The 20,369-nt window shown below is 63.4% G+C and carries 14 protein-coding genes and 1 pseudogene; 13 read left to right on the top strand and 2 right to left on the bottom strand.

Annotated features, from left to right (window positions below; translation table 11 throughout):
• Positions 1-7 precede the first annotated feature (7 nt).
• Both BLU37_RS19840 and BLU37_RS19835 read right to left on the bottom strand, forming a co-directional pair.
• Positions 8-1,723 carry a ShlB/FhaC/HecB family hemolysin secretion/activation protein gene (locus BLU37_RS19840; protein WP_090207931.1) on the bottom strand — a complete coding sequence of 572 codons (1,716 nt, stop codon included), beginning with the start codon at positions 1,721-1,723 and terminating at the stop codon, positions 8-10.
• A 232-nt stretch (positions 1,724-1,955) separates the two neighbouring features.
• Positions 1,956-2,480, bottom strand: coding sequence for a hypothetical protein (locus BLU37_RS19835; RefSeq protein ID WP_010451148.1), 525 nt, complete (start codon positions 2,478-2,480; stop codon positions 1,956-1,958).
• 300 nt (positions 2,481-2,780) lie between these two features.
• Here BLU37_RS19835 and BLU37_RS30145 point away from each other — a divergent pair.
• From BLU37_RS30145 to BLU37_RS19775, 13 genes and pseudogenes are all read left to right on the top strand, one after another.
• Positions 2,781-3,911: pseudogene (locus BLU37_RS30145) on the top strand (cache domain-containing protein); the annotation flags it as partial.
• 18 nt (positions 3,912-3,929) lie between these two features.
• Entirely contained in the window at positions 3,930-4,775 is an 846-nt protein-coding gene (locus BLU37_RS30140) for a methyl-accepting chemotaxis protein (protein WP_456239035.1), read from the top strand.
• 137 nt (positions 4,776-4,912) lie between these two features.
• The gene (locus BLU37_RS19825; RefSeq protein ID WP_090207924.1) at positions 4,913-5,377 is read left to right on the top strand and encodes an SRPBCC family protein; all 465 of its coding nucleotides are present in this window, start codon (positions 4,913-4,915) and stop codon (positions 5,375-5,377) included.
• Positions 5,378-5,542: 165 nt separating this feature from the next.
• Positions 5,543-5,989 (top strand): DUF411 domain-containing protein, encoded by a 447-nt coding sequence (locus BLU37_RS19820; protein ID WP_029532575.1) that lies wholly within the window; start codon positions 5,543-5,545, stop codon positions 5,987-5,989.
• A 64-nt stretch (positions 5,990-6,053) separates the two neighbouring features.
• Complete coding sequence (locus tag BLU37_RS19815) at positions 6,054-7,073, top strand: alpha/beta fold hydrolase (protein ID WP_029532576.1); 1,020 nt, start codon at positions 6,054-6,056, stop codon at positions 7,071-7,073.
• Positions 7,074-7,086: 13 nt separating this feature from the next.
• Positions 7,087-8,040, top strand: coding sequence for a D-2-hydroxyacid dehydrogenase family protein (locus BLU37_RS19810; protein ID WP_090207920.1), 954 nt, complete (start codon positions 7,087-7,089; stop codon positions 8,038-8,040).
• A 488-nt stretch (positions 8,041-8,528) separates the two neighbouring features.
• The gene (gene glgA / locus BLU37_RS19805; protein WP_010451137.1) at positions 8,529-10,094 is read left to right on the top strand and encodes a glycogen synthase GlgA; all 1,566 of its coding nucleotides are present in this window, start codon (positions 8,529-8,531) and stop codon (positions 10,092-10,094) included.
• Positions 10,095-10,107: 13 nt separating this feature from the next.
• A complete protein-coding gene (treZ, locus tag BLU37_RS19800; protein WP_090207916.1) occupies positions 10,108-11,916 on the top strand; it encodes a malto-oligosyltrehalose trehalohydrolase in 1,809 nt (602 codons plus the stop codon).
• A complete protein-coding gene (malQ, locus tag BLU37_RS19795) occupies positions 11,913-13,994 on the top strand; it encodes a 4-alpha-glucanotransferase (protein WP_090207912.1) in 2,082 nt (693 codons plus the stop codon). Before treZ ends, malQ begins: the two co-directional genes overlap by 4 nt.
• Positions 13,991-16,732, top strand: coding sequence for a malto-oligosyltrehalose synthase (locus tag BLU37_RS19790; protein WP_090207909.1), 2,742 nt, complete (start codon positions 13,991-13,993; stop codon positions 16,730-16,732). The genes malQ and BLU37_RS19790 overlap by 4 nt, the downstream gene beginning before the upstream one ends.
• 22 nt (positions 16,733-16,754) lie before the next feature.
• Positions 16,755-17,042: a DUF2934 domain-containing protein gene (locus BLU37_RS19785; protein WP_010451129.1), complete on the top strand. Its 288-nt coding sequence runs from the start codon at positions 16,755-16,757 to the stop codon at positions 17,040-17,042.
• A 202-nt stretch (positions 17,043-17,244) separates the two neighbouring features.
• Positions 17,245-19,392 carry a glycogen debranching protein GlgX gene (gene glgX / locus BLU37_RS19780; RefSeq protein WP_090207906.1) on the top strand — a complete coding sequence of 716 codons (2,148 nt, stop codon included), beginning with the start codon at positions 17,245-17,247 and terminating at the stop codon, positions 19,390-19,392.
• 152 nt (positions 19,393-19,544) lie between these two features.
• Positions 19,545-20,303, top strand: a complete 759-nt coding sequence (locus BLU37_RS19775) for a PIG-L deacetylase family protein (RefSeq protein WP_026007434.1) — start codon at positions 19,545-19,547, stop codon at positions 20,301-20,303.
• Positions 20,304-20,369 lie beyond the last annotated feature (66 nt).

The raw sequence follows: 20,369 nt of genomic DNA, 5'->3' as shown, positions 1-20,369 counted from the left end.
GCAGAATTTAAAGAAAGAAGTCCAGACGGAAGTAGACCGGCGCCTCACGCTCGGTGATCGGTGCCGGCCGTTCCAGGGAGTGGGCGAAGGTCACCGTCGCCGCCATATGCGGGCCGCGGGCGAACAGTTCCAGCGAGTCGCTGGTCATGCGCCCATGTTGCTCGGCGTTATAGCGGTCGCGACGAATCACGCCCTGGTCATAACCGAGACTGGTGCCATATTCGGCGAACACCGGCCGCATCCAGTCCAGGGTCATCGGCCGGCTCCAGCGCAGGTCGTTGCGCCAGTAGCCGCCACTGTCCCCGGCCAGGCTCTGATCCTTGTAGCCACGAATCGACGACTGCCCGCCCAGGCTCATGCGTTGCGGGCTGAACAGCACGTCTTCGCTGCGCTGACCCGTCATCAGGCTGCTGAAGCTGAAGGACTCCCCCCACAGCTTGAACGGCTGCAGGTAGCTGACGGTGGCGGTGTATTTGCGGTAGCGGGCATTGGCCTGGCCCGGCTTGAGGTCATGATTGCCCTGCGCGTCGAAAGCACCGATGCCATCCTGCATGCCCAGGTCGACGTTGACGAACGCGCCGCCGATCCGCCGGCCATGGTTGATGCCGAACTGCGCCTCGCTGATGCGGTTGCTGCTGACCGCCAGCTTGCTGTCTTCGATAAAGTTGTTGGTGCGCAGGTAGGACACGCCGGTGTTGAGCGAGGTCTTGCTCATCGCGTCGCGGTAGATCACCCGCTCCAGTTTCAGTTGGTGGTTCTGGCTGTCGCCGGTCTGCTTGAAATCGAAACCACTGGCCTGGGCCAGAGAGCGGTACTCGCTTTCACTGTAGGTGTAGCTGAGATTCCACCAGCCGAACGGCAGGTTGTAATAGAGCATCGCGTTACGCGAATTTTTCGTCGTATCGCCCACCACGTCATGACCGGCACGCAGGGAGAACTGGTCGGCCAGGCCCAGTGGGTTGTCCCAATCAAAGGTCGTACCCGCCTGCTGCAGACCGGTGCTGCGCTGGCCTTCGTTGCTGTACGAAAGGCCTGCACGCCAGGGTTTCTGTGGGTTGTTCTTGACCAATACTTCGCTGCCACCCACTTCCTTGCCCGGTGCCAGCTCCATCTGCGCCTGATTCGACGGCAAACGGTTCAACTGATCGACCATTTGCTCGATCTCACGCAAGTTCAGCAGATCGCCCTCTTTGCCCGGAAAGCTCATCGCCAGCTCACGCTCGCCAAGGCCGCTGCCATCGGCGCCCTTGAGTCCTTCGAGCTTGCCCTCGACCACCAGTACTTTCAGGTTGCCACTGGACAGGTCCTGTTGCGGCAGATATGCACGGCTGGTCACCAGCCCCTTCTCTATATAGCGGTCGGTGATGACCTTGAGCAGCTCGTTGAGCTGCGGCACACCGAGGCACTGGCCTATATAAGGCTTGAGCAAGCGCTCACGCTCGCCCGTGGAGAGCGAGTTCGCGCCCTGCAGGTCAATGGTTTTGATCGGGAAGCAGCGGCTGTCGACCGGCGCCTGAGGCGCTACCGGTGCGGCGGCCTTGCCGGGCAGGTCCTTGAGTTCTTCGAGACGACGGCGCTGTTCTTCGAGGAGGCGATCCTGGCGATCGCGGATCAGGTCGGTGATACCCGGAGTATTATCAACAGGAGCGGCGTGGGTGGTATTCAGAGCAGAAACACACAGCAGCGCAACGCACAACCTCGTCCCGAAGGCGAGTGGAGACATGTTCGATCCCTCGAAATTTGACATCAAAATAATGGCGCGATGGTAAATTGACGCATCCCTGACGTCAATAAATGTAACATTTTATTTGTTTTTCGACACATTCACGAATCAGGGATGACCGGTGCAGCCATCGCACAGCCGGAGGAGCGCGGAGAGGAATCAGGCAGGAGGGGCGAAACACACAACAGCGGGCATCCGCCCCAGCGGGAGCGGATGCCTTCGCAAAGCCCTGTCAGGCTTTGGTATTAACCGTCACGGCAGCACCGGTGCTGCCGAATTGCTGCAGGTTCTGCAGAACGTTGAGAGCCTTCTTGTACGCCGGAACCATGTAGTTGGAGTACACATCCCGATTCATGGCGCGATCCTGGATCGTGGCGATCTGAGTCGCGAAATACTCCAGGGCGTTGAACTTGTCGTCGGTATTCTTCTGAACCCCGAACTTGTCGAACTCTTCGCCGGCGTTAAGCAACAGGCTGGAGGTAAAGGTGTCGATCAAACCGTTATCCTTGAGGAAGGTACTGATTTTCCCCAATTGCGCCGGGCTGACCTGCTCCGGATTGAAGTCCTTGAACTTCGAGCGCATCTTGGCGGCCGCCATCTTCCCGGTGTCGAGGGCCAGGGGATCCTTGCCGACCGTACGCAGGATTTGCTGCGCCTTTTCGCTCTTGATCTTCGATTGCTGGGCGGGAGCACCATCCTTGAGGAAAATCTTCAGCCCCGCTGCCGAGGCCCAGGCCCCTACCGATCCCATGCTCATGCGCTGACTCCCTGGCCCAGATGGGTGGAAAGCTGCTGCTGCGCTTGACGTGCTGGTGAGGCAGCCATAGGAAACGTCCCTGTGTTAGGTATGAAAGGTGGAATCTTAGTCAATATTCCAATCAAGATACAATGTATCTACATTTCATTACACAAAGATGGCCTCCGTGCAGATCAGTTTCAACGCTGATTTCCTATTTATGTACGTTCGTACCTAAAGACTCGCCAAACAAAGCCGATAACCTGTCGCAACCCTGAAAAGCTCACGAACAACAAAAACCGCTTTGTAAGGACAGGTCCTATGCCCGCGCTCCGTACGATTCAAGCCCGCTACACCCTGTTTCTGGTCCTGTTCGTTCTGCTGTTGTTCGTACTGACCGTAGTCGGTATCGGCCAACTGGTGGCGCCTAAGCTGCGCCACACCGAAGAGCAGGTGGCACTCAATCGTATTGCCGAAGTCGCGGAGCAGATCCAGGGCGAACTGAACAAGGTTCAGGCCCAGCAACGCAGCATCACGCAAACCATTCCCCTGCTCGACAGCGACGCCATCGACAAGGTCCTGCCCGGCCTGGTGGACCAGTACGGCGAACTCAAGGTGTTCGGCGGCGGCATCTGGCCTCTGCCCGGTCAACGCACGCCGGGGCAAAACAAGCACAGCACCTTCTGGCACCGCGATGCCAACGGCCAGTTGAAGGTCAATACCTTCTGGAACAGCGCCGAGGCCCCCAACTATTACGACCAACCCTGGTACAAGGGCGGCATGGCCACCCCCCGTGGCCAGTGTGCCTGGGCCGCGGCCTACAAGGACGATGCCAGCCAGGAACCGCGGACCAACTGCGCCATGGCGATCCAGCGCAACGGCGTGCCCTACGGCGTCTCGACCATCGACGTGACCCTGGGCTTCTTCAACGACCTGGTGGCCCTCAAGGAAAAGGAACTGGGCGCCGAAATGCTGATCGTCGAGGCCGACGGCAAGATCATCAGCAACAGTACCCATATCAGCAGCCCCGTAGTGCTGAAGAACATCAACGATCTGGCCGGCAATTCACCCTTCGCCGCCCAGATCAAGGCCGGCCTGCAGGAGCACGACAGCGGCCACCGACGCGTCGAGTTCGACAACGGCGGCGTCGCCAGCACCTTCTTCATGCGTCCCATCGAAGGCTCGCCGTGGTTCCTCGCCACCGCCCTGCCGACCAAGTCGATCACTGCCCAGCGCGATGATGTGCTCAGCACCCTGAGCCTCTTGCAAGTGCCGATGATCGTGCTGCTGGTGCTGCTGCAGATCTACGCCATCCGCAAGCTGGTGCAACGCATGCGTACGCTGAAGGCCAACATCGACGACCTGTCCAGTGGCGATGCCGACCTGACCCGACGCATCACCATTCGGGCCGAGGACGAACTGGGCGCCATCGGGCACTCGGTGAACCGTTTCATCATCTACCTGCAGAACATGATCAGCGAAGTCACCCAGGCCACCGGCGACATGGCCGGCAGCCTGGAAAAGCTCCAGCAGACCTCGGCCCAGAGCAACCAGATCCTGGCCCGTCATGCCTCCGAGACCGACCAGACGGTTACCGCCATCACCGAAATGAGCAGTACCGCAGAGACCGTCGCGCACAACGCCGCCGAGACCGCCGCCTTCACCCGACGTGCCAACGAACACGCTGACCGTTCGCGCGTGGTGGTCGGCGAGGCCTCCAACAGCGTCGTCGCGCTGATCGATGAAGTCTCCAGCGCCACCCTAAAGGTCGAAAGCATGCAGCAGGATGCCCAGCGCATCACCGAGACTCTCGGCGTGATCGGCGCCATCGCCGGGCAGACCAACCTGCTCGCGTTGAACGCCGCCATCGAAGCGGCGCGGGCCGGTGAGCAGGGCCGCGGCTTCGCGGTGGTCGCCGACGAGGTACGCGCCCTCGCCGCCCGCACCCAGTCCAGCACCTCGGAAATCAATGAAATGCTGAGCCGCCTGACCCAGGGCGTAACGTCCTCGGTCAGTGCCATGGAAAATACCCAGGCCAGTTGCCAGTCCGCCGCCGACGCCACGGCCCGGGTCAACTCGGGACTCGATGAAATGGCCGGTTCCGTCAGCCAGATCAACAGCCTGAGCACGCAGATCGCCACGGCCGCCGAACAGCAAAGCGCGGTGTCCGAGGAGATCAACCGCAGCATGGTGCAGATCCGCGAGATGGTCGCGCAATTGGTGGACAGCGGTCACGCCACCGACGCCAATACCCGTAGCCTGCTGGAAGCCAACAACCGCGTCAGCGCGTTGATGGGACGTTTCAAGGTCCGTTGACCGGCCCCGTCGAGGTCCTCCTCGTCCGTTCGGCGGGGAGGCCACGACACTCATCGCCTGCCCCGGTGCAATACTGGCGCATCGCCTATGCTCACCACTGCTTCTCCCTTAAAACAAGGAATGCAGTAGGAGCCAACATGGAATCGTCCGCTTTCCAGACCTATGCCAAAAGCCTGAGCAACGAGATCTATATAGACGCCGATATCGCCGAGGTTTACGCCTACGTGACCCAGCCGGACTGCTGGCACGAGTGGCACCCGATCTGCGTCAGCGCCGAAACCGGCATGCGTGGCCCGGTCCCCCAGGATCACCGCTTCACCGAAGTGATCGACCTGCTGGGCTTGCGTATCGACATGAACTACCGCGTGGTCGTGGCCGACCCGCCCCATGCCTTCAAGAGCGCCTTCACCTCCGCCGTCGTCGATGGCTGCATCTATTACCAACTCAAGCGCCAAGGACACGGCACCCACTTCAGCCGCACCCTGCAGTACATCACCGAGCTCAACCTCAACGGCTTGCAAGGTCGCATGAACGAGCTGTCGGCCCGGGCCCTGAACAACCTCAAGTACGTTCTGGAAACCTCGCGACACACCCTTGCCTGACAAATCCGTCATCTTCCTCTCAGGTTGCCGACAGGGGCGACGGTGCATCATCAATGCCCGTCGCTGCCTCCCCGCAAGATTGTTGCTGACTGTTTCAGGAATGCTTGCGCCGGGCTTTATCGGCGAAAATGCCGCCCTCTCCCCACAGTCTCTCGGAATCTGCCCATGAAAACCCCGTTGCGCGTGGTCGCGCTGTCGACCCTGTTGATAGCCTCCCTGGCCAAGGCCGCCGAACCGCTGTCCATCGATGTCCATCGCGATGCCAACTGCGGCTGCTGCAAGCAGTGGATCGCCCATCTGCAAGCCAATGGTTTCAAGGTCAACGACCATGTCGAGGCGGACATGAGCGCGGTCAAGCAACGCCTCGGCGTGGCGCCACGCCTGGCGTCGTGTCACACCGCAGTCATCAACGGCAAGTTCGTCGAAGGCCACGTGCCGGCCGAACAGATACGGGCCCTGAGCCAGCGCGCCGACCTGCGTGGCATCGCTGTCCCGGGCATGCCCATCGGCTCGCCGGGCATGGAGATGGGTGATCGCCAGGACGCCTTCCAGGTGATCGGCCTGACCAAGTACGGCACCGACCAGGTGATCGCCGACTACCCGGCGCGCTGAAGCGCTTTAATCCCCAGTTAATCGTTTCTACGCAGCATCGGGCGGATTCCCAAGGAGGTCGCCCATGCCCACGTCACGCTCCCTTGTTCTCGGCAGCCTGTTCCTCGCCGCGTCGCTGCCGGTGTTGTCCCAGGCCGCCGAAGGCCCGGCCTATGGGCCGCAACTGCAGGGCTTCGACTATCCCTACCCGGTCGAACATTTCGCCTTCCAATCCCAGGGCCAAGCCCTGCAGATGGGTTACATGGACGTCAAGCCCAGTGGCCCGGCCAACGGCCGCAGCGTGGTGCTGATGCATGGCAAAAACTTCTGCGGCGCGACCTGGGACAGCTCGATCAAGGCCCTGAGCGCCGCCGGTTACCGGGTCATCGCACCGGACCAGATCGGCTTCTGCACCTCCAGCAAGCCCGACCACTACCAATACACGTTTCAGCAACTGGCAGCCAATACCCATGCCCTGCTGGAAAGCCTCGGCATCCAGAAAGCGGTGCTGCTCGGCCACTCCACCGGCGGCATGCTCGCCACCCGCTACGCCCTGCTCTACCCGCAACAGGTCGAACGCCTGGCGCTGGTCAACCCGATCGGCCTGGAGGACTGGAAAGCCCTCGGCGTCCCCTACCGCAGCGTCGACCAGTGGAATGAACGCGAGCTGAAGCTCAGCGCCGAGGGTATTCGCAACTACGAGCGCAACACCTACTATGCAGGTCGCTGGAAACCCGAGTTCGAGCGCTGGGTCGACATGCTCGCCGGGCTGAACAAGGGCCCCGGCCATGTCGCGGTGGCCTGGAACTCGGCGCTGATCTACGACATGATCTTCACCCAGCCGGTTTACTATGAGTTCAAGGACCTGACAGTGCCCACCTTGCTGCTGATCGGCACCGCCGACACCACGGCGATCGGCAGCGATATCGCGCCGCCCGAGGTCAAGGCCCGTCTCGGTCACTACGACGTGCTCGGCAAGCAGGTGGCCAAGCTGATCCCGCACTCGACGCTGGTGGAGTTTCCCGGCCTGGGCCACGCACCGCAGATGGAAGAACCCGAACGTTTCCACAAGGCCCTGCTCGGCTGGCTGGCCGCCCGACAATAATGAGGAACACCCGATGACGTTGCAGATCGCGGTAATCGATGACTGGCAAGGCGTGGCGGGCGAGGTAGTGGACTGGTCGGTGCTGGCCGGTATCGGCCAGGTCAGCTTTCTACACGACTACCCCGCCGCCACCGAGGTCATGGCCGAACGCCTGGCCGGCTATGATGTGATCTGCGTGATGCGCGAACGCAGTACCTTCGACGAGGCGCTACTGCGTCAGTTGCCGCGCCTCAAGCTGCTGGTGACCGGTGGCATGCGTAATGCCGCCCTCGACATCAAGGCGGCGACGGCCCTGGGCATCCAGGTCTGCGGCACCGAGAGCTACAAGTACGCCGCGCCGGAACTGACCTGGACACTGGCCATGGCCCTGAGCCGCAACCTGGTCAAGGAAGCCAACGCCCTGCGCGCTGGCGATTGGCAGGTGGGCCTGGGCAACGATCTCTATGGCAAGACCCTGGGCATCCTGGGACTGGGCAGCATCGGCCAGAAGATCGCCCGCTACGGCCAGACCTTCGGCATGCGGGTGATCGCCTGGAGCCAGAACCTCACCGCCGAGCGCGCCGCCGAGGTGGGCGTGGAATACGTCAGCAAGCAGGCGCTGTTCGAGCAGGCCGACCTGCTGTCGGTCCACCTGGTGCTCAGTGACCGTTCCCGCGGACTGGTGGATGCCCAGGCCCTGGCCTGGATGAAACCGTCCGCCTATCTGGTCAACACCGCCCGTGGGCCCATTGTCGACGAAGCGGCACTGGTCAGCGCACTGCGCCAGGGCCGACTCGCCGGTGCGGCACTGGATGTGTTCGAACAGGAACCGCTACCGGCCGGCCATCCCTTCCGTACACTGGACAACGTCCTGGCCACGCCCCATGTCGGTTATGTCAGCCAGAACAACTACCGGATGTTCTATGGCCAGATGATCGAAGACATCCAGGCCTGGGCTGCTGGCGAACCGATCCGTACGCTGGGCTGACGACCGGCAACAGGCTGCGGCCGTGCCCTGTTCGGGCGCGGCCGTTACAGCACCCGACGCCCCCTTATCGCCCGCCCGCCCCTTGACTGGCGCCAAGCCGGTGCAGGCGGTCTGAACGCTTGTTCCAGAAAGTTGCGTCGCCCTCCCGTCTTATATCTGTCATGAAACTTTTTGAAATTTGTCGTCTAAATAACGCCCTACAAGTCGGCAACATCTCTCCTACACTGTTTTTCTGGGCCTACTGACCAGTCAGTCATTTCCTCTGAAAATAAATCGAACCTTCCGAACAGGCAGTCAGTCAGTCAGGTTAAAGGTAGGGCGTCTGCGCCGGGTTTCAGGGGCACAGACGCTTTCCCACTCTTTCTTGTTCTGGAGCGTTGGTCCCGTTGTGGCCAAACGCCCTGAACGGGCGTGTCCGACCAAAGGAAGCGGTTTGGGCACGTTGTGTGAAAGCCATGGATCAGATCAGATAAAAACGGGAGAGGCACATGATCAGCGCTGCGTTGGATATTCAGAAAGAAGGTTTGATTCAGATCAGCGAATCGGTCCAGGTGCCAGCCCCGTCAACGGGAGGGAAAACGTTGTCCCCAGTGGCAGCCGTCAACCCCAACAAGAAGAAAGTGCTGTTCGTCACCTCTGAATTCGCCGATCTGGTCAAGGCTGGCGGCCTGGGTGATGTCTCGGCGGCGCTGCCCCGGGCCATGCGCCACCTGCATGATGTACGGGTGCTGATTCCCGGCTACCCGCAAGTGCTCAACAGCGACAACCCGATCCATATCGTCGGCGAACTCAGCGGCCATGCCGCCTTGCCGCCCTGCCGGATCGGACGCATGGACATGCCCGACGGCCTGGTGGTCTACGTGCTGATCTGCCCCGAACTGTTCGAGCGCGAGGGTACCCCCTACGGCGCCAACAACGGTCGTGACTGGCCGGACAACCACATCCGTTTCGCCCGCCTGGGACTGGCCGCCGCCGACATCGCCGCCAACCTGGCACAGATCCACTGGACCCCGGACCTGGTCCATGCCCACGACTGGCCCGCCGGCCTGGCCCCGGCCTACATGCACTGGCGCGGCCAGCGCACGCCAACACTGTTCACCATCCACAACCTCGCCTACCAGGGCGTGGTCAGCCTGGCCTGCTGCCCGGAGCTGGGGATTCCGCCCCATGCCCTGCAACAGGAAGGCATGGAGTTCTACGGCAAGCTGTCGTTCCTCAAGGCCGGTATGGCCTACTCCAGCCACATCACCACGGTCAGCGCCACCTATGCCGAGGAGATCACCACCCCGGAATTCGGTTGTGGCCTGGACGGTTTCCTCGCCAGCAAGACCTACCAGGGCCTGCTCAGCGGTATCCCCAACGGCATCGATGAAAGCTGGGATGCGGCCACTGACCACCACCTGATCCAGCCCTTCGGCATCGGCGACTGGGATGGCAAGGCGGTCAACGCCGCCCATGTGCGCCAGTTGTTCGGCCTGCAGGACTCCAATGGTCCGTTGTTCGCGGTGGTTTCGCGCCTGGTCTACCAGAAAGGCCTGGATCTCACCGAAGCGGTGAGCGAGTTCATCGTCCGCTCCGGCGGCCAGATCGCGATCATCGGCCGGGGTGAACCGGAGGAAGAACAGGCCATGCGCCAACTGGCCCTGCGCTTCCCCGGCCAGATCGGCGTGCGCATCGGCTTCAACGAAACCGATGCACGGCGCATGTTCGCCGGCAGCGACTTCCTGCTGATGCCTTCACGCTACGAACCCTGCGGCCTCAGCCAGATGTACGCCCAGCGCTTCGGCTCATTGCCGGTGGCGCGCAATACCGGCGGCCTGGCCGACACCATCGAGAACGGCGTGACCGGTTTCCTGTTCGACGAATCCTCCGTGGAAAGCTATGAAGCGGCGCTGCGCCGGGCCTTCAAGGTCTTTGCCTATCCACCGCTGCTCAACGCCATGCGTTGCCGGGCCATGGCTGCACCGTTCAACTGGAGCAACGCCGTGGAACCCTACGCCGAACTCTACGAAACCTTGGTCGCCCACTCACGGAGCCGGTCGGGCAAGCACTGAGGAGTGGTCAAGGATGTCGTTAAGGACTCTGGAAAGCTGGTCCCACGGCGCGGTCCTGCTCGATGCGGAAAATACCCGCTTCTCGCTGTGGGCACCGGACGCCTTCTATGTCAGCGTCGAACTGGAGGATGGCCGCTCCCTCGCCATGCTGCCGCAGAACGACGGCTGGTTCACCCTGCAAACCCGCTGCCGCGCAGGAACCCGCTACCGCTACAACATCGACGGTGAACTGCAAGTCTGCGATCCGGCTTCGCGCGCCCAGGCCGGCGGGATCGGCGCCCCGAGTGTAGTGGTCGATCCCCTCGCCTATCACTGGCGTCACAAGGACTGGCAGGGGCGGCCCTGGCATACCGCGATCATCCAGGAACTGCATGTCGGTACCCTCGGCGGCTACCGTGCGGTGGAACAGCACCTGCCGCGCCTGGCCGAACTCGGTATCACCGCCATCGAGCTGATGCCCCTGGCCGAGTTCCCTGGCGAGCGCAACTGGGGTTATGACGGTGTGCTGCCCTACGCACCACAATCGAGCTACGGCACGCCCGAAGACCTCAAGCACCTGATCGACAGTGCCCACGGTCACGGCCTGGCGGTCATTCTCGACGTGGTCTACAACCACTTCGGCCCGGACGGCAACTACCTCGGGCACTACGCCAAGGATTTCTTTCGCGACGACCAGCAGACACCCTGGGGCGCAGCCATCGACTTCCAGCGCCGCGAGGTGCGCAGCTTCTTTATCGACAACGCCCTGATGTGGCTGCTGGAATACCGCTTCGACGGCCTGCGCCTGGATGCGGTACACGCCATCAACGACAGCACCTTCCTGCGCGAACTGGCCCGACAGGTGCGTCGGCAGACAGACCCGACACGCCATGTCTGGCTGACCGTGGAAAACGAGTTCAACCAGGCCAGCCTGCTGGAGGAAGCCTATGACGGCCAATGGAACGACGATGGCCACAACACCCTGCATGTACTGCTGACCGGCGAGACCGAAGCCTATTACGCCGACTATGCCCGGGAAACCACCGACAAGCTGGCGCGCTGCCTGAGCCAGGGTTTCGTCTATCAGGGCCACCCCAACCGCCATGGCCGCAGCCGAGGCGAGCCCAGCGGTCATCTGCCGCCCACGGCGTTCATCCTGTTCCTGCAGAACCACGACCAGATCGGCAACCGCGCCTTTGGCGAACGTCTCAACCAACTGTGCCCGGCCCCGGCGCTGCGGGCTGCAACGGTGCTGTTATTGCTGTCACCGATGATTCCCCTGCTGTTCATGGGCGATGAAACCGGCGCTGAAGAACCCTTTCTGTTCTTCACCGACCACCACGGCGAGCTGGCCGATGCGGTACGCGAGGGGCGGCGTGCGGAGTTCGCCGAGTTTGCCGGCTTCACCGACCCGCAGCGGCGCGCACGGATTCCCGACCCGAACGACGCCAGCACCTTTGAAGCGTCACGCCCGAACCTGGCGCCGGCCACCGACGGCAACCGCGCAGCCACCGCCCAGTTGTACCGCCAGTTGCTGGAGATTCGCCACCGGGAACTGCTGCCCCGCCTGCCAGGTACCCAGGCGCTGGGCGCCGATGTACTGGCCGAGGGAGCAGTCAGCGCACGCTGGCGAATGGGTGATGGCACGCTGCTGCGCATTGACCTGAACCTGAGTGCCCGCGCGGTCGAGCACCGGATCGAAGGGGGGACTCACTGGCTGTTCGAAAGCAGCACAGGCGCCTCCCGGCTCCTGGAAGAAGGCCAACTGGCGCCCTACTGCGCACTGGTCAGCCTGAGCCACGACAACGACGACTCGCCCGCCCCCGATGGAGAACGCCCATGAGCGATGCGCCACTTGAAATACTCGCCAGCCGGGCAGGCCTGGCCGTCGACTGGATCGACGCCAACGGCCAGCAACAGAAGGTTCGGCCGGAGGTCTTGCGCAAGGTACTGGCCGGCCTCGGACACCCGGCCGACGACGAGGCGGCTATCGAAGCCAGCCTGCTGGAGCTGCAACTGACGCAACAGGACAAGCACCTGCCACCGCTGCTCACGGCGGACGTCGACAAGGGCCTGGACCTGGCCCGCTATTTCTCCCCGGATACGCCCTGCGAAGTTCACCTGGAAAACGGATCAGTGCTCAACCTGCGCCTGGACAACGAAGCGATACTGCCCGGCGTGATCCCGATCGGCTATCAGTCGGTACACATCGACGGCCAGCAGTTCACCCTGGCCGTCGCCCCCGCTACCTGTCACGGCGTGGACGCCGCCACCGACAGCCACACCCCCAGGGCCTGGGGCCTCGGTGTCCAGCTCTATAGCCTGCAACGCCCGGCCGATGGCGGCTTCGGCGATACCCAGGCGCTGGAGGAACTGGCCCGGGCCGCCGGTGAACGGGGTGCCGATGCACTGGCGATCAGTCCGGTGCATGCCATGTTCAGCAGCGATCCGAGCCGTTACAGCCCGTATTCGCCCTCCAGCCGCCTGTTCCTGAACAGTCTGTATGCCGCGCCGGGGACGATCCTCGGCGAGCGCGCCCTGCGCCTGGCCATCGACAGCAGCGGGCTGGCCGATGAGTTGCACGAACTGGAACAGTTGTCGCTGATCGACTGGCCTCGCGCCGCGCGCGCCAAGTACCGGCTGTTGCGGGCGCTCTACGAGGGTTTCCGGCTCGGCGACCATCCCCTGGGTGAAGACTTCGCCAGCTTTCGCCGCGCCGGTGGCGAAGCCCTGGAAAACCACTGTCGCTTCGAAGCACTGCAAACCTACTGCGTTGCCCGTGGCGAAAGCGCCGACTGGCGCCAGTGGCCAGAGTCATGGCGACAGCCGAGCAGCCCGGCCCTGGCACAGTTCGCCGAGGAGCACGCCGAAGACATCGAGTTCCACGCGTTCAGCCAATGGCTGATTGCCCGCTGCCTGGAGCGTGTGCAGAACGCCGCGCGCAGCAGTGGCATGGGCATCGGACTGATCGCCGACCTTGCCGTCGGTGCCGATGGCGGTGGCAGCCAGGCCTGGAGCCGACAGGACGAACTGCTGGCCGAACTCACCGTCGGCGCGCCGCCGGACATTCTCAATCGTGCGGGCCAGAGCTGGGGGATTTCCGCGTTCGCCCCAGAAGGCCTCAAGCGCCACGGTTTTCGCGCCTTCATCGAAATGCTGCGGGCCAACTTCGCCCACGCCGGCGGCCTGCGCATCGACCATGTGATGGGCCTGCAACGGCTCTGGGTGATCCCACTCGGCTCACCGGCGAGCGACGGTGCCTACCTCTATTATCCCGTGGACGATCTGCTGCGCCTGTTGGCCCTGGAGTCTTCACGGCACCAGGCGATCGTCCTCGGCGAAGACCTCGGCACGGTGCCCGACGGTCTGCGGGAAAAACTGGCCGCCCGCTCGATCCTCGGCATGCGCGTGCTGTTGTTCGAACAGGAGTACGGTCATCGCTTCAAACCGATCCTCGACTGGCCGGACAATGCCCTGGCGACCACCACCACTCACGACCTGCCCACCCTCAATGGCTGGTGGCACGCTCGCGACATCGACTGGAACATCCGCCTCGGGCTGATCGACACGCCCACCGCAGAACAGTGGCGCCAGACCCGCCAGCACGAGCGTGACGGCCTGCACCGGGCGCTGAGCAACTACCCGCAGAACTTTCGCGACGAAGCTCACGAGACCGATCAGGTACTCGACGCCAGTATCCGTTTTCTCGGGCATACCCGGGCCCCGCTGGTACTGTTGCCCCTGGAGGACGCCCTCGGCGTCGAGGAACAACCGAACCTGCCCGGCACCCTCGACAGTCACCCGAACTGGCGCCGGCGCCTGCCGGGCAACAGCAGCAGACTGCTGGACGATGTCGATGCGGCCCGGCGTCTCGAACTGCTCGCCTGCGCCCGGCTCCAGGCCGCCGAGCGTGACCGATGAAGAATGTCGTACGCGCCACGCTGCGCCTGCAATTGCACAAGGGTTTCCCGCTGGATGCCGCCATCGAATGGGTACCCTATTACGCCCGGCTGGGCATCAGTCATCTCTACGCCTCACCCCTGCTCTGCGCGCGGGCCGGATCGATGCACGGCTACGACGTGGTCGACCCGACCCGGGTGAACCCGGAACTGGGTGGCGAGCCGGCCCTGCGGCGGCTGGTGGCGGCCCTGCGCGAACATGGCATGGGCCTGATCCTGGATATCGTCTCCAATCACATGGCCGTCGGTGGCGCCGACAACCCCTGGTGGCTCGACCTGCTGGAATGGGGCCGGCGCAGTCCCTACGGTGAGTTCTTCGATATCCAGTGGCATTCGCCTGACCCGCTGCTTGAAGGTCAACTGCTGATGCCGTTTCTCGGGAGCGACTACGGAGCCGCCCTGCAGGACGGCACGGTGGCGCTGCACTTCGATGCCGAGCGCGGCGGCTTCCACGTCGAGCATTACCAGCACCACTTTCCGATCTGCCCCCGGGACTATGGGCAGATTCTCGCCGACCTGCCGGAACTGGACGATCTGGCCGCGCGTTTCAAGGCCCTCAACACCCTGCCCGACGCCTACACCCGGGCCCGGCAACTGCGGGTCGAACTGGCCAACCGGGTCGACTGCCATGCGGTTATCCAGGCCAGCCTGCAGCGTTACGACGGCCGTGAGCCAGAAGGTTTCGAACGCCTGCACCGACTGCTCGAACGCCAGCACTACCGGCTCGCCAGTTGGCGTACGGCCGGCGACGACATCAACTGGCGACGCTTTTTCGATGTCAACGAACTGGGCGGCTTGCGCGTCGAGCGTCCGGCGGTGTTCGAAGCCACCCACCAGAAGATCTTCCAGTTGATCGACGAAGGCCTGGTCGACGGCCTGCGCATCGATCATGTCGACGGCCTGGCCGATCCTCGCGGCTACTGCCGCCGGCTGCGGCGGCGGGTCGATGCGCTGGCACCGGGACGCCATCTGCCGATCTACGTCGAGAAGATCCTCGGCCAGGGCGAGCAGTTGCACCGCGACTGGCGGGTCGATGGCACCACCGGCTATGAGTTCATGAACCAGCTCTCGCTGCTGCAGCACGATCCCCAAGGCGCCGCCCCCTTGGCCGCACTCTGGAGCCGCCTCAGCGAACGGCCCGCCGTGTTCGCCGAGGAGGCCCGGCTGGCGCGCCAGCAGATGCTCAACGGTTCGCTGGCCGGCGACTTCGAGAGCGTTGCCCAGGCGCTGCTGCAGGTCGCCCGCGACAACGTCATGAGCCGCGACCTGACCCTCGGCGCGATCCGCCGCGCGTTGCAGGAACTGATCGTGCACTTCCCGGTGTACCGCACCTATATCAATGCCTGTGGCCGCCCCGCCGAAGATGAAGCGTTCTTCCAGCAGGCGCTGGCCGGTGCCCGCACGACTCTGGGCGAAGCCGACTGGCCGGTGCTCGACTATCTGCAGCAATGGCTGGGCGGCCAGCCCTGGCGTCAGCGCGCGCCGGGACGCGAGCGCAAGTTGCTCAAGCATGCCTGCGTGCGTTTCCAGCAGTTGACCTCGCCAACCGCCGCCAAGGCCGTGGAAGACACCGCGTTCTATCGCTCGGCGGTGCTGCTTTCACGCAACGACGTCGGCTTTTCCAGCGAACAGTTCAGTGCCCCCGTGGCCGACTTCCATCAGGCCAACCGACAGCGCCTGGAAGCCTTCCCCGACAACCTGCTGACCACCGCCACCCATGACCACAAGCGCGGTGAGGACAGCCGGGCACGCCTGGCGGTATTGAGTGAGTGCAGTTCGACATACGCCAACTGGGTCGAACACTGGCGCGAGCTGGCCACAGCGCTGCGCAGTCGCCCGGATGCCCCTTCGGCCGGCGATGAACTGATGCTCTACCAGAGCCTGCTGGGCAGTTGGCCGCTGGACCTGGCCGTCGACGATCAGGCCGCCCTGCGTGACTACGCCGAACGCCTTGGCCAATGGCAGCGCAAGGCCCTGCGCGAGGCCAAACTGCACAGCAGCTGGAGTGCGCCGAACGAGGCCTATGAAAGCGCCTGCCATGACTTTATCCAGACACTGCTGCTCACGCCCGAAGGACTGGCGCTGCGCACTGCCATCGCCACGGCGGTGCGGGTCATTGCCCCAGCCGGGGCCCTCAATAGCCTGGCCCAATGCCTGCTGCGCATGACCGTGCCCGGTCTGCCGGATCTGTACCAGGGCAACGAGTTCTGGGACTTCAGCCTGGTCGACCCGGACAACCGTCGCCCGGTGGATTTCGGCGCCCGGCAGCAAGCGTTGCTGCCCCCCGTCACACCAACCGAACTGATCGACGACTGGCGCAGCGGACGGATCAAGCAAGCGCTGATTGCCCGCACGCTGGCCGTACGGGCACAGCACACCGAGCTGTTTCGTCGTGGCGACTACCAGCCCCTGCAAGTCTGCGGCGAACACGCCGCCAACGTCTTGGCCTTCAGTCGGCGCAATGCGACACAACAGGCCATCGTGGTGATCCCAAGGCTGGCGCAAGGTTTGCTTGGCGAGAACGGTCGACCCTGGGTTGCCCCCGCCGCTTGGGGCGATACCCGCATCAAACTGCCGCTCGACACCCCGCTCGGCAAATTAAAGGGACTTTTTTACGCAGGTGCAGTCACACCCCATGAAGAGCTGATGGTCGGTGACGCCCTGGGAGACTTCCCGGTCAATCTGTTTATCCAAATTTGAGTGTCCGTTCAGGAGCATGGCGATGAGTACCGACGAAAAACGCATCCGTGAGTTTGCCTATCAGATCTGGGAATCGGAGGGCCGTCCCGACGGCCATGAAGAGCGCCACTGGGAGATGGCCCGCAAGCTGGCCGAGGCCGAAGCCCTGGCGCCGAGCCGACCGGCCAGCGCCAAGGCCAAACCCAAGGCCAGCGCCGCCAAACCGGCTGCCAAGAGCCCGGCAAAAACCACTGTCAAGCCGGTTGAGGCCAAGGCGGTGGAACCGGCCACCAGGAAACCTCGGGCACCGCGCAAGCCGGCCGCCAACTGAAGCGACCGCAAAGGAACACCGCCCGAGCTTTTGGGAGCAGGTCTGCTGGCCGTAGTGGTGTGTCAGGCATTGAAGATGTCGACTGTCATATTGCAACCGCCAGCACGCCGGCACCCACAAAGGGGCCACACAAAGCGGCCACACAAGGGGCCAAGGGAAGTCAGGGTAATGGGAGGAATGCCTCTCCACAGCAGGAGCACCTATGAGCAAACCAAAGCACCACAAGCCCAGCGCCCAGACCTCGCGTATCCGCGAGGGCCTGCCCTTTCCGCTCGGTGCCACCTGGGATGGTCTGGGGGTCAACTTCGCGCTGTTTTCCGCGCATGCCACCAAGGTCGAACTGTGCCTGTTCGATGCCAGCGGCGAGGTCGAGCTGGAACGTATCGAACTGCCCGAGTACACCGATGAGATCTACCATGGCTACCTGCCCGACGCCCATCCCGGACTGATCTACGGCTATCGCGTGCATGGCCCTTACGATCCGGGCAACGGTCATCGTTTCAACCCCAACAAGTTGTTGATCGACCCCTATGCCAAGCAGTTGGTCGGTGAACTGAAGTGGTCCGAAGCGCTGTTCGGCTACACCATCGGCCACCCCGACGGCGACCTCAGTTTCGACGAGCGTGACAGTGCGCCGTTCGTGCCCAAGAGCAAGGTCATCGATCCGGCCCACACCTGGGGCCGCGACCAACAGGTCAATGTGCCGTGGGAACGCACGCTCCTCTATGAAACCCATGTGCGCGGGATCAGCATGCGCCACCCCGCCGTTCCCGAGGCACTGCGCGGTACCTTCGCCGGGCTGATGGTCGAGGAAGTGGTAGAGCATATCCGCGGCCTGGGGGTGTCCTCGGTCGAACTGCTGCCGATCCACGCCTTCGTCAACGACCAGCACCTGTTGCAAAAGGGCATGACCAACTACTGGGGCTACAACAGCATTGCCTTTTTCGCCCCCGATCCTCGCTACCTGGCCAGCGGCAAGATCGCCGAGTTCAAGGAAACCGTCGCGCACCTGCACGAAGCCGGCCTGGAAGTGATCCTCGACGTGGTCTACAACCACACCGCCGAAGGCAACGAACAGGGACCGACGCTGTCCATGCGCGGCATCGACAACGCCTCCTACTACCGGCTGATGCCCGACGACAAGCGCTTTTACATCAACGATTCGGGCACCGGCAATACCCTCGACCTGAGCCACCCGTGCGTGCTGCAGATGGTCACCGACTCCCTGCGCTACTGGGCCACGGAAATGCACGTGGACGGTTTCCGCTTCGACCTGGCGACCATCCTCGGGCGTTATCACCACGGCTTCGACGAACGCCACAGTTTCCTCGTCGCCTGTCGCCAGGACCCGGTGCTGCGCCAGGTCAAGCTGATCGCCGAACCCTGGGACTGTGGCCCCGGTGGCTACCAGGTCGGAGGGTTCCCGCCCGGCTGGGCCGAGTGGAACGATCGCTTTCGCGACACCGTGCGCGCCTTCTGGAAAGGCGACGACGGCCAGCTCGCCGACTTCGCCGCACGCATGACCGCCTCCGGCGAGATGTTCAACCAGCGCGGCCGACGGCCCTATACCTCGATCAACTTCATCACCGCCCACGACGGTTTCACCCTGCACGACCTGGTGTCGTACAACGACAAGCACAACGAGGCCAACGACGAGAACAACCAGGACGGCAGCAATAACAATCTGTCCTGGAACCACGGTGTCGAAGGCCCTACCGACGACCCGGCGATCAATGCCCTGCGCCTGCGGCAGATGCGCAACTTCTTCGCCACCCTGCTGCTGGCCCAGGGCACGCCGATGATCGTGGCCGGCGACGAATTCGCCCGCACCCAGCACGGCAACAACAACGCCTACTGCCAGGACAGCGAAATCGGCTGGGTCAACTGGGACCTGGACGATGACGGACGTTCCCTGCTCGCCTTCGTCAAACGTCTGGTCAAGCTGCGGCTGGCCTACCCGATTCTGCGCCGCGGACGTTTCCTGGTGGGCCGCTACAACGAGGAACTGGGGGTCAAGGACGTTACCTGGTTGAGCCCGGACGGCAACGAGATGACCACCGAGCAGTGGCACGACACTCACGGCCGCTGCCTGGGCATTCTGCTCGACGGTCGGGCCCAGGTTTCCGGCCTGCGCCGCACCGGGGCCGATGCCACCTTGCTGATCGTGGTCAACGCTCACCATGACGGCGTCAACTTCCGCCTGCCGCCCGTGCCCCAGGGCCAGTACTGGAGCTGCATGCTCGACACCAACGACACACAGATCAAGGGGCTGGAGCGGTTTGACTTCAACCGCGAGTACACCGTGACCGGGCGTTCGCTGGTGCTGTTCGAACTGCATCGCGACGCGTAGCGATCCAGGGACAATAGAGTCACGACGCGACGATAAAAGTCGCATTTCGGACAACATGAGCGATACTGGTAGACAGCGCCTCAGGATCGAGGCGCCCGCACCCGCGCTCCCCACGCCCGTGCACAAACTCCCCACACAAGGACGTGGACCCTATGAAACATCAATCCGCAGCCCGCAGAGAGGTTGCGCCGCCTATCTGGAGCGGTTCCCAACAGTTGGCCAGGGTGCCCTGCCTGAACATCAACCGCCTGGTCAAACCGGGCGGCCGGGTCGTTGTCATCGCTCCGCATCCCGGCGATGAAATCCACGCCTGTGGCGGTGTGCTGCAGATGCTCTCGACCCTCGGGCATCCCCTGCAACTGATCTCACTGACCGATGGCAGCGCGCTGTATCAAGGCTCCCAGCGCTGGTCGCAACAACGTCTGAGCGTGGTCTGCCCCCAGGAAACCGCCGAAGCATTACGCCGCCTGGGCATCGAGCTGCACTGCCTGAAGTGGATTCGTGGCGGCTTTCGGCATCATGCGCTGGAGCAGCAGGAGGATGCGATATACCACTACCTGCGGCGTTATCTGCGCCCTGGCGACGTGGTCTTCACCACCTGGCGCGAGGATGGTGACAGCGACCATGACTCGGTAGGCCGCACCAGCGCCAAGGCCTGTGCCGACAGCGGCGCACGCCTGATCGAACTGCCGGTCTGGAGCTGGTTCCGTCCGTTGCGCGACGAATACCTGATCCCCTGGCACCGGGCCCGCAAGATACGCCTGAACACCTGGGGCGTGGCGCGCAAGCTGCACGCACTGCATGCCTTTCACAGCCAGTTGCAGGGCGATCCGGAAAACGGTATCCCCGCGATCCTGCAGCCCAATCTGATCGAACAGGCGCGGCAGCCTTTTGAAATGGTGTTCATCTGATGACCGTGCATCTGGAACGGTAAACACTGTCGGCGCCGGATCTATCCGCGAAGCTTGCGGGTGGGT

The sequence above is a fragment of the Pseudomonas asplenii genome, assembly GCF_900105475.1.
Classification (GTDB): Bacteria; Pseudomonadota; Gammaproteobacteria; order Pseudomonadales; family Pseudomonadaceae; genus Aquipseudomonas; species Aquipseudomonas asplenii.
The sequence above is the reverse complement of the archived record's forward strand: the minus strand, read 5'-3'. Positions and strand labels throughout refer to the sequence as shown.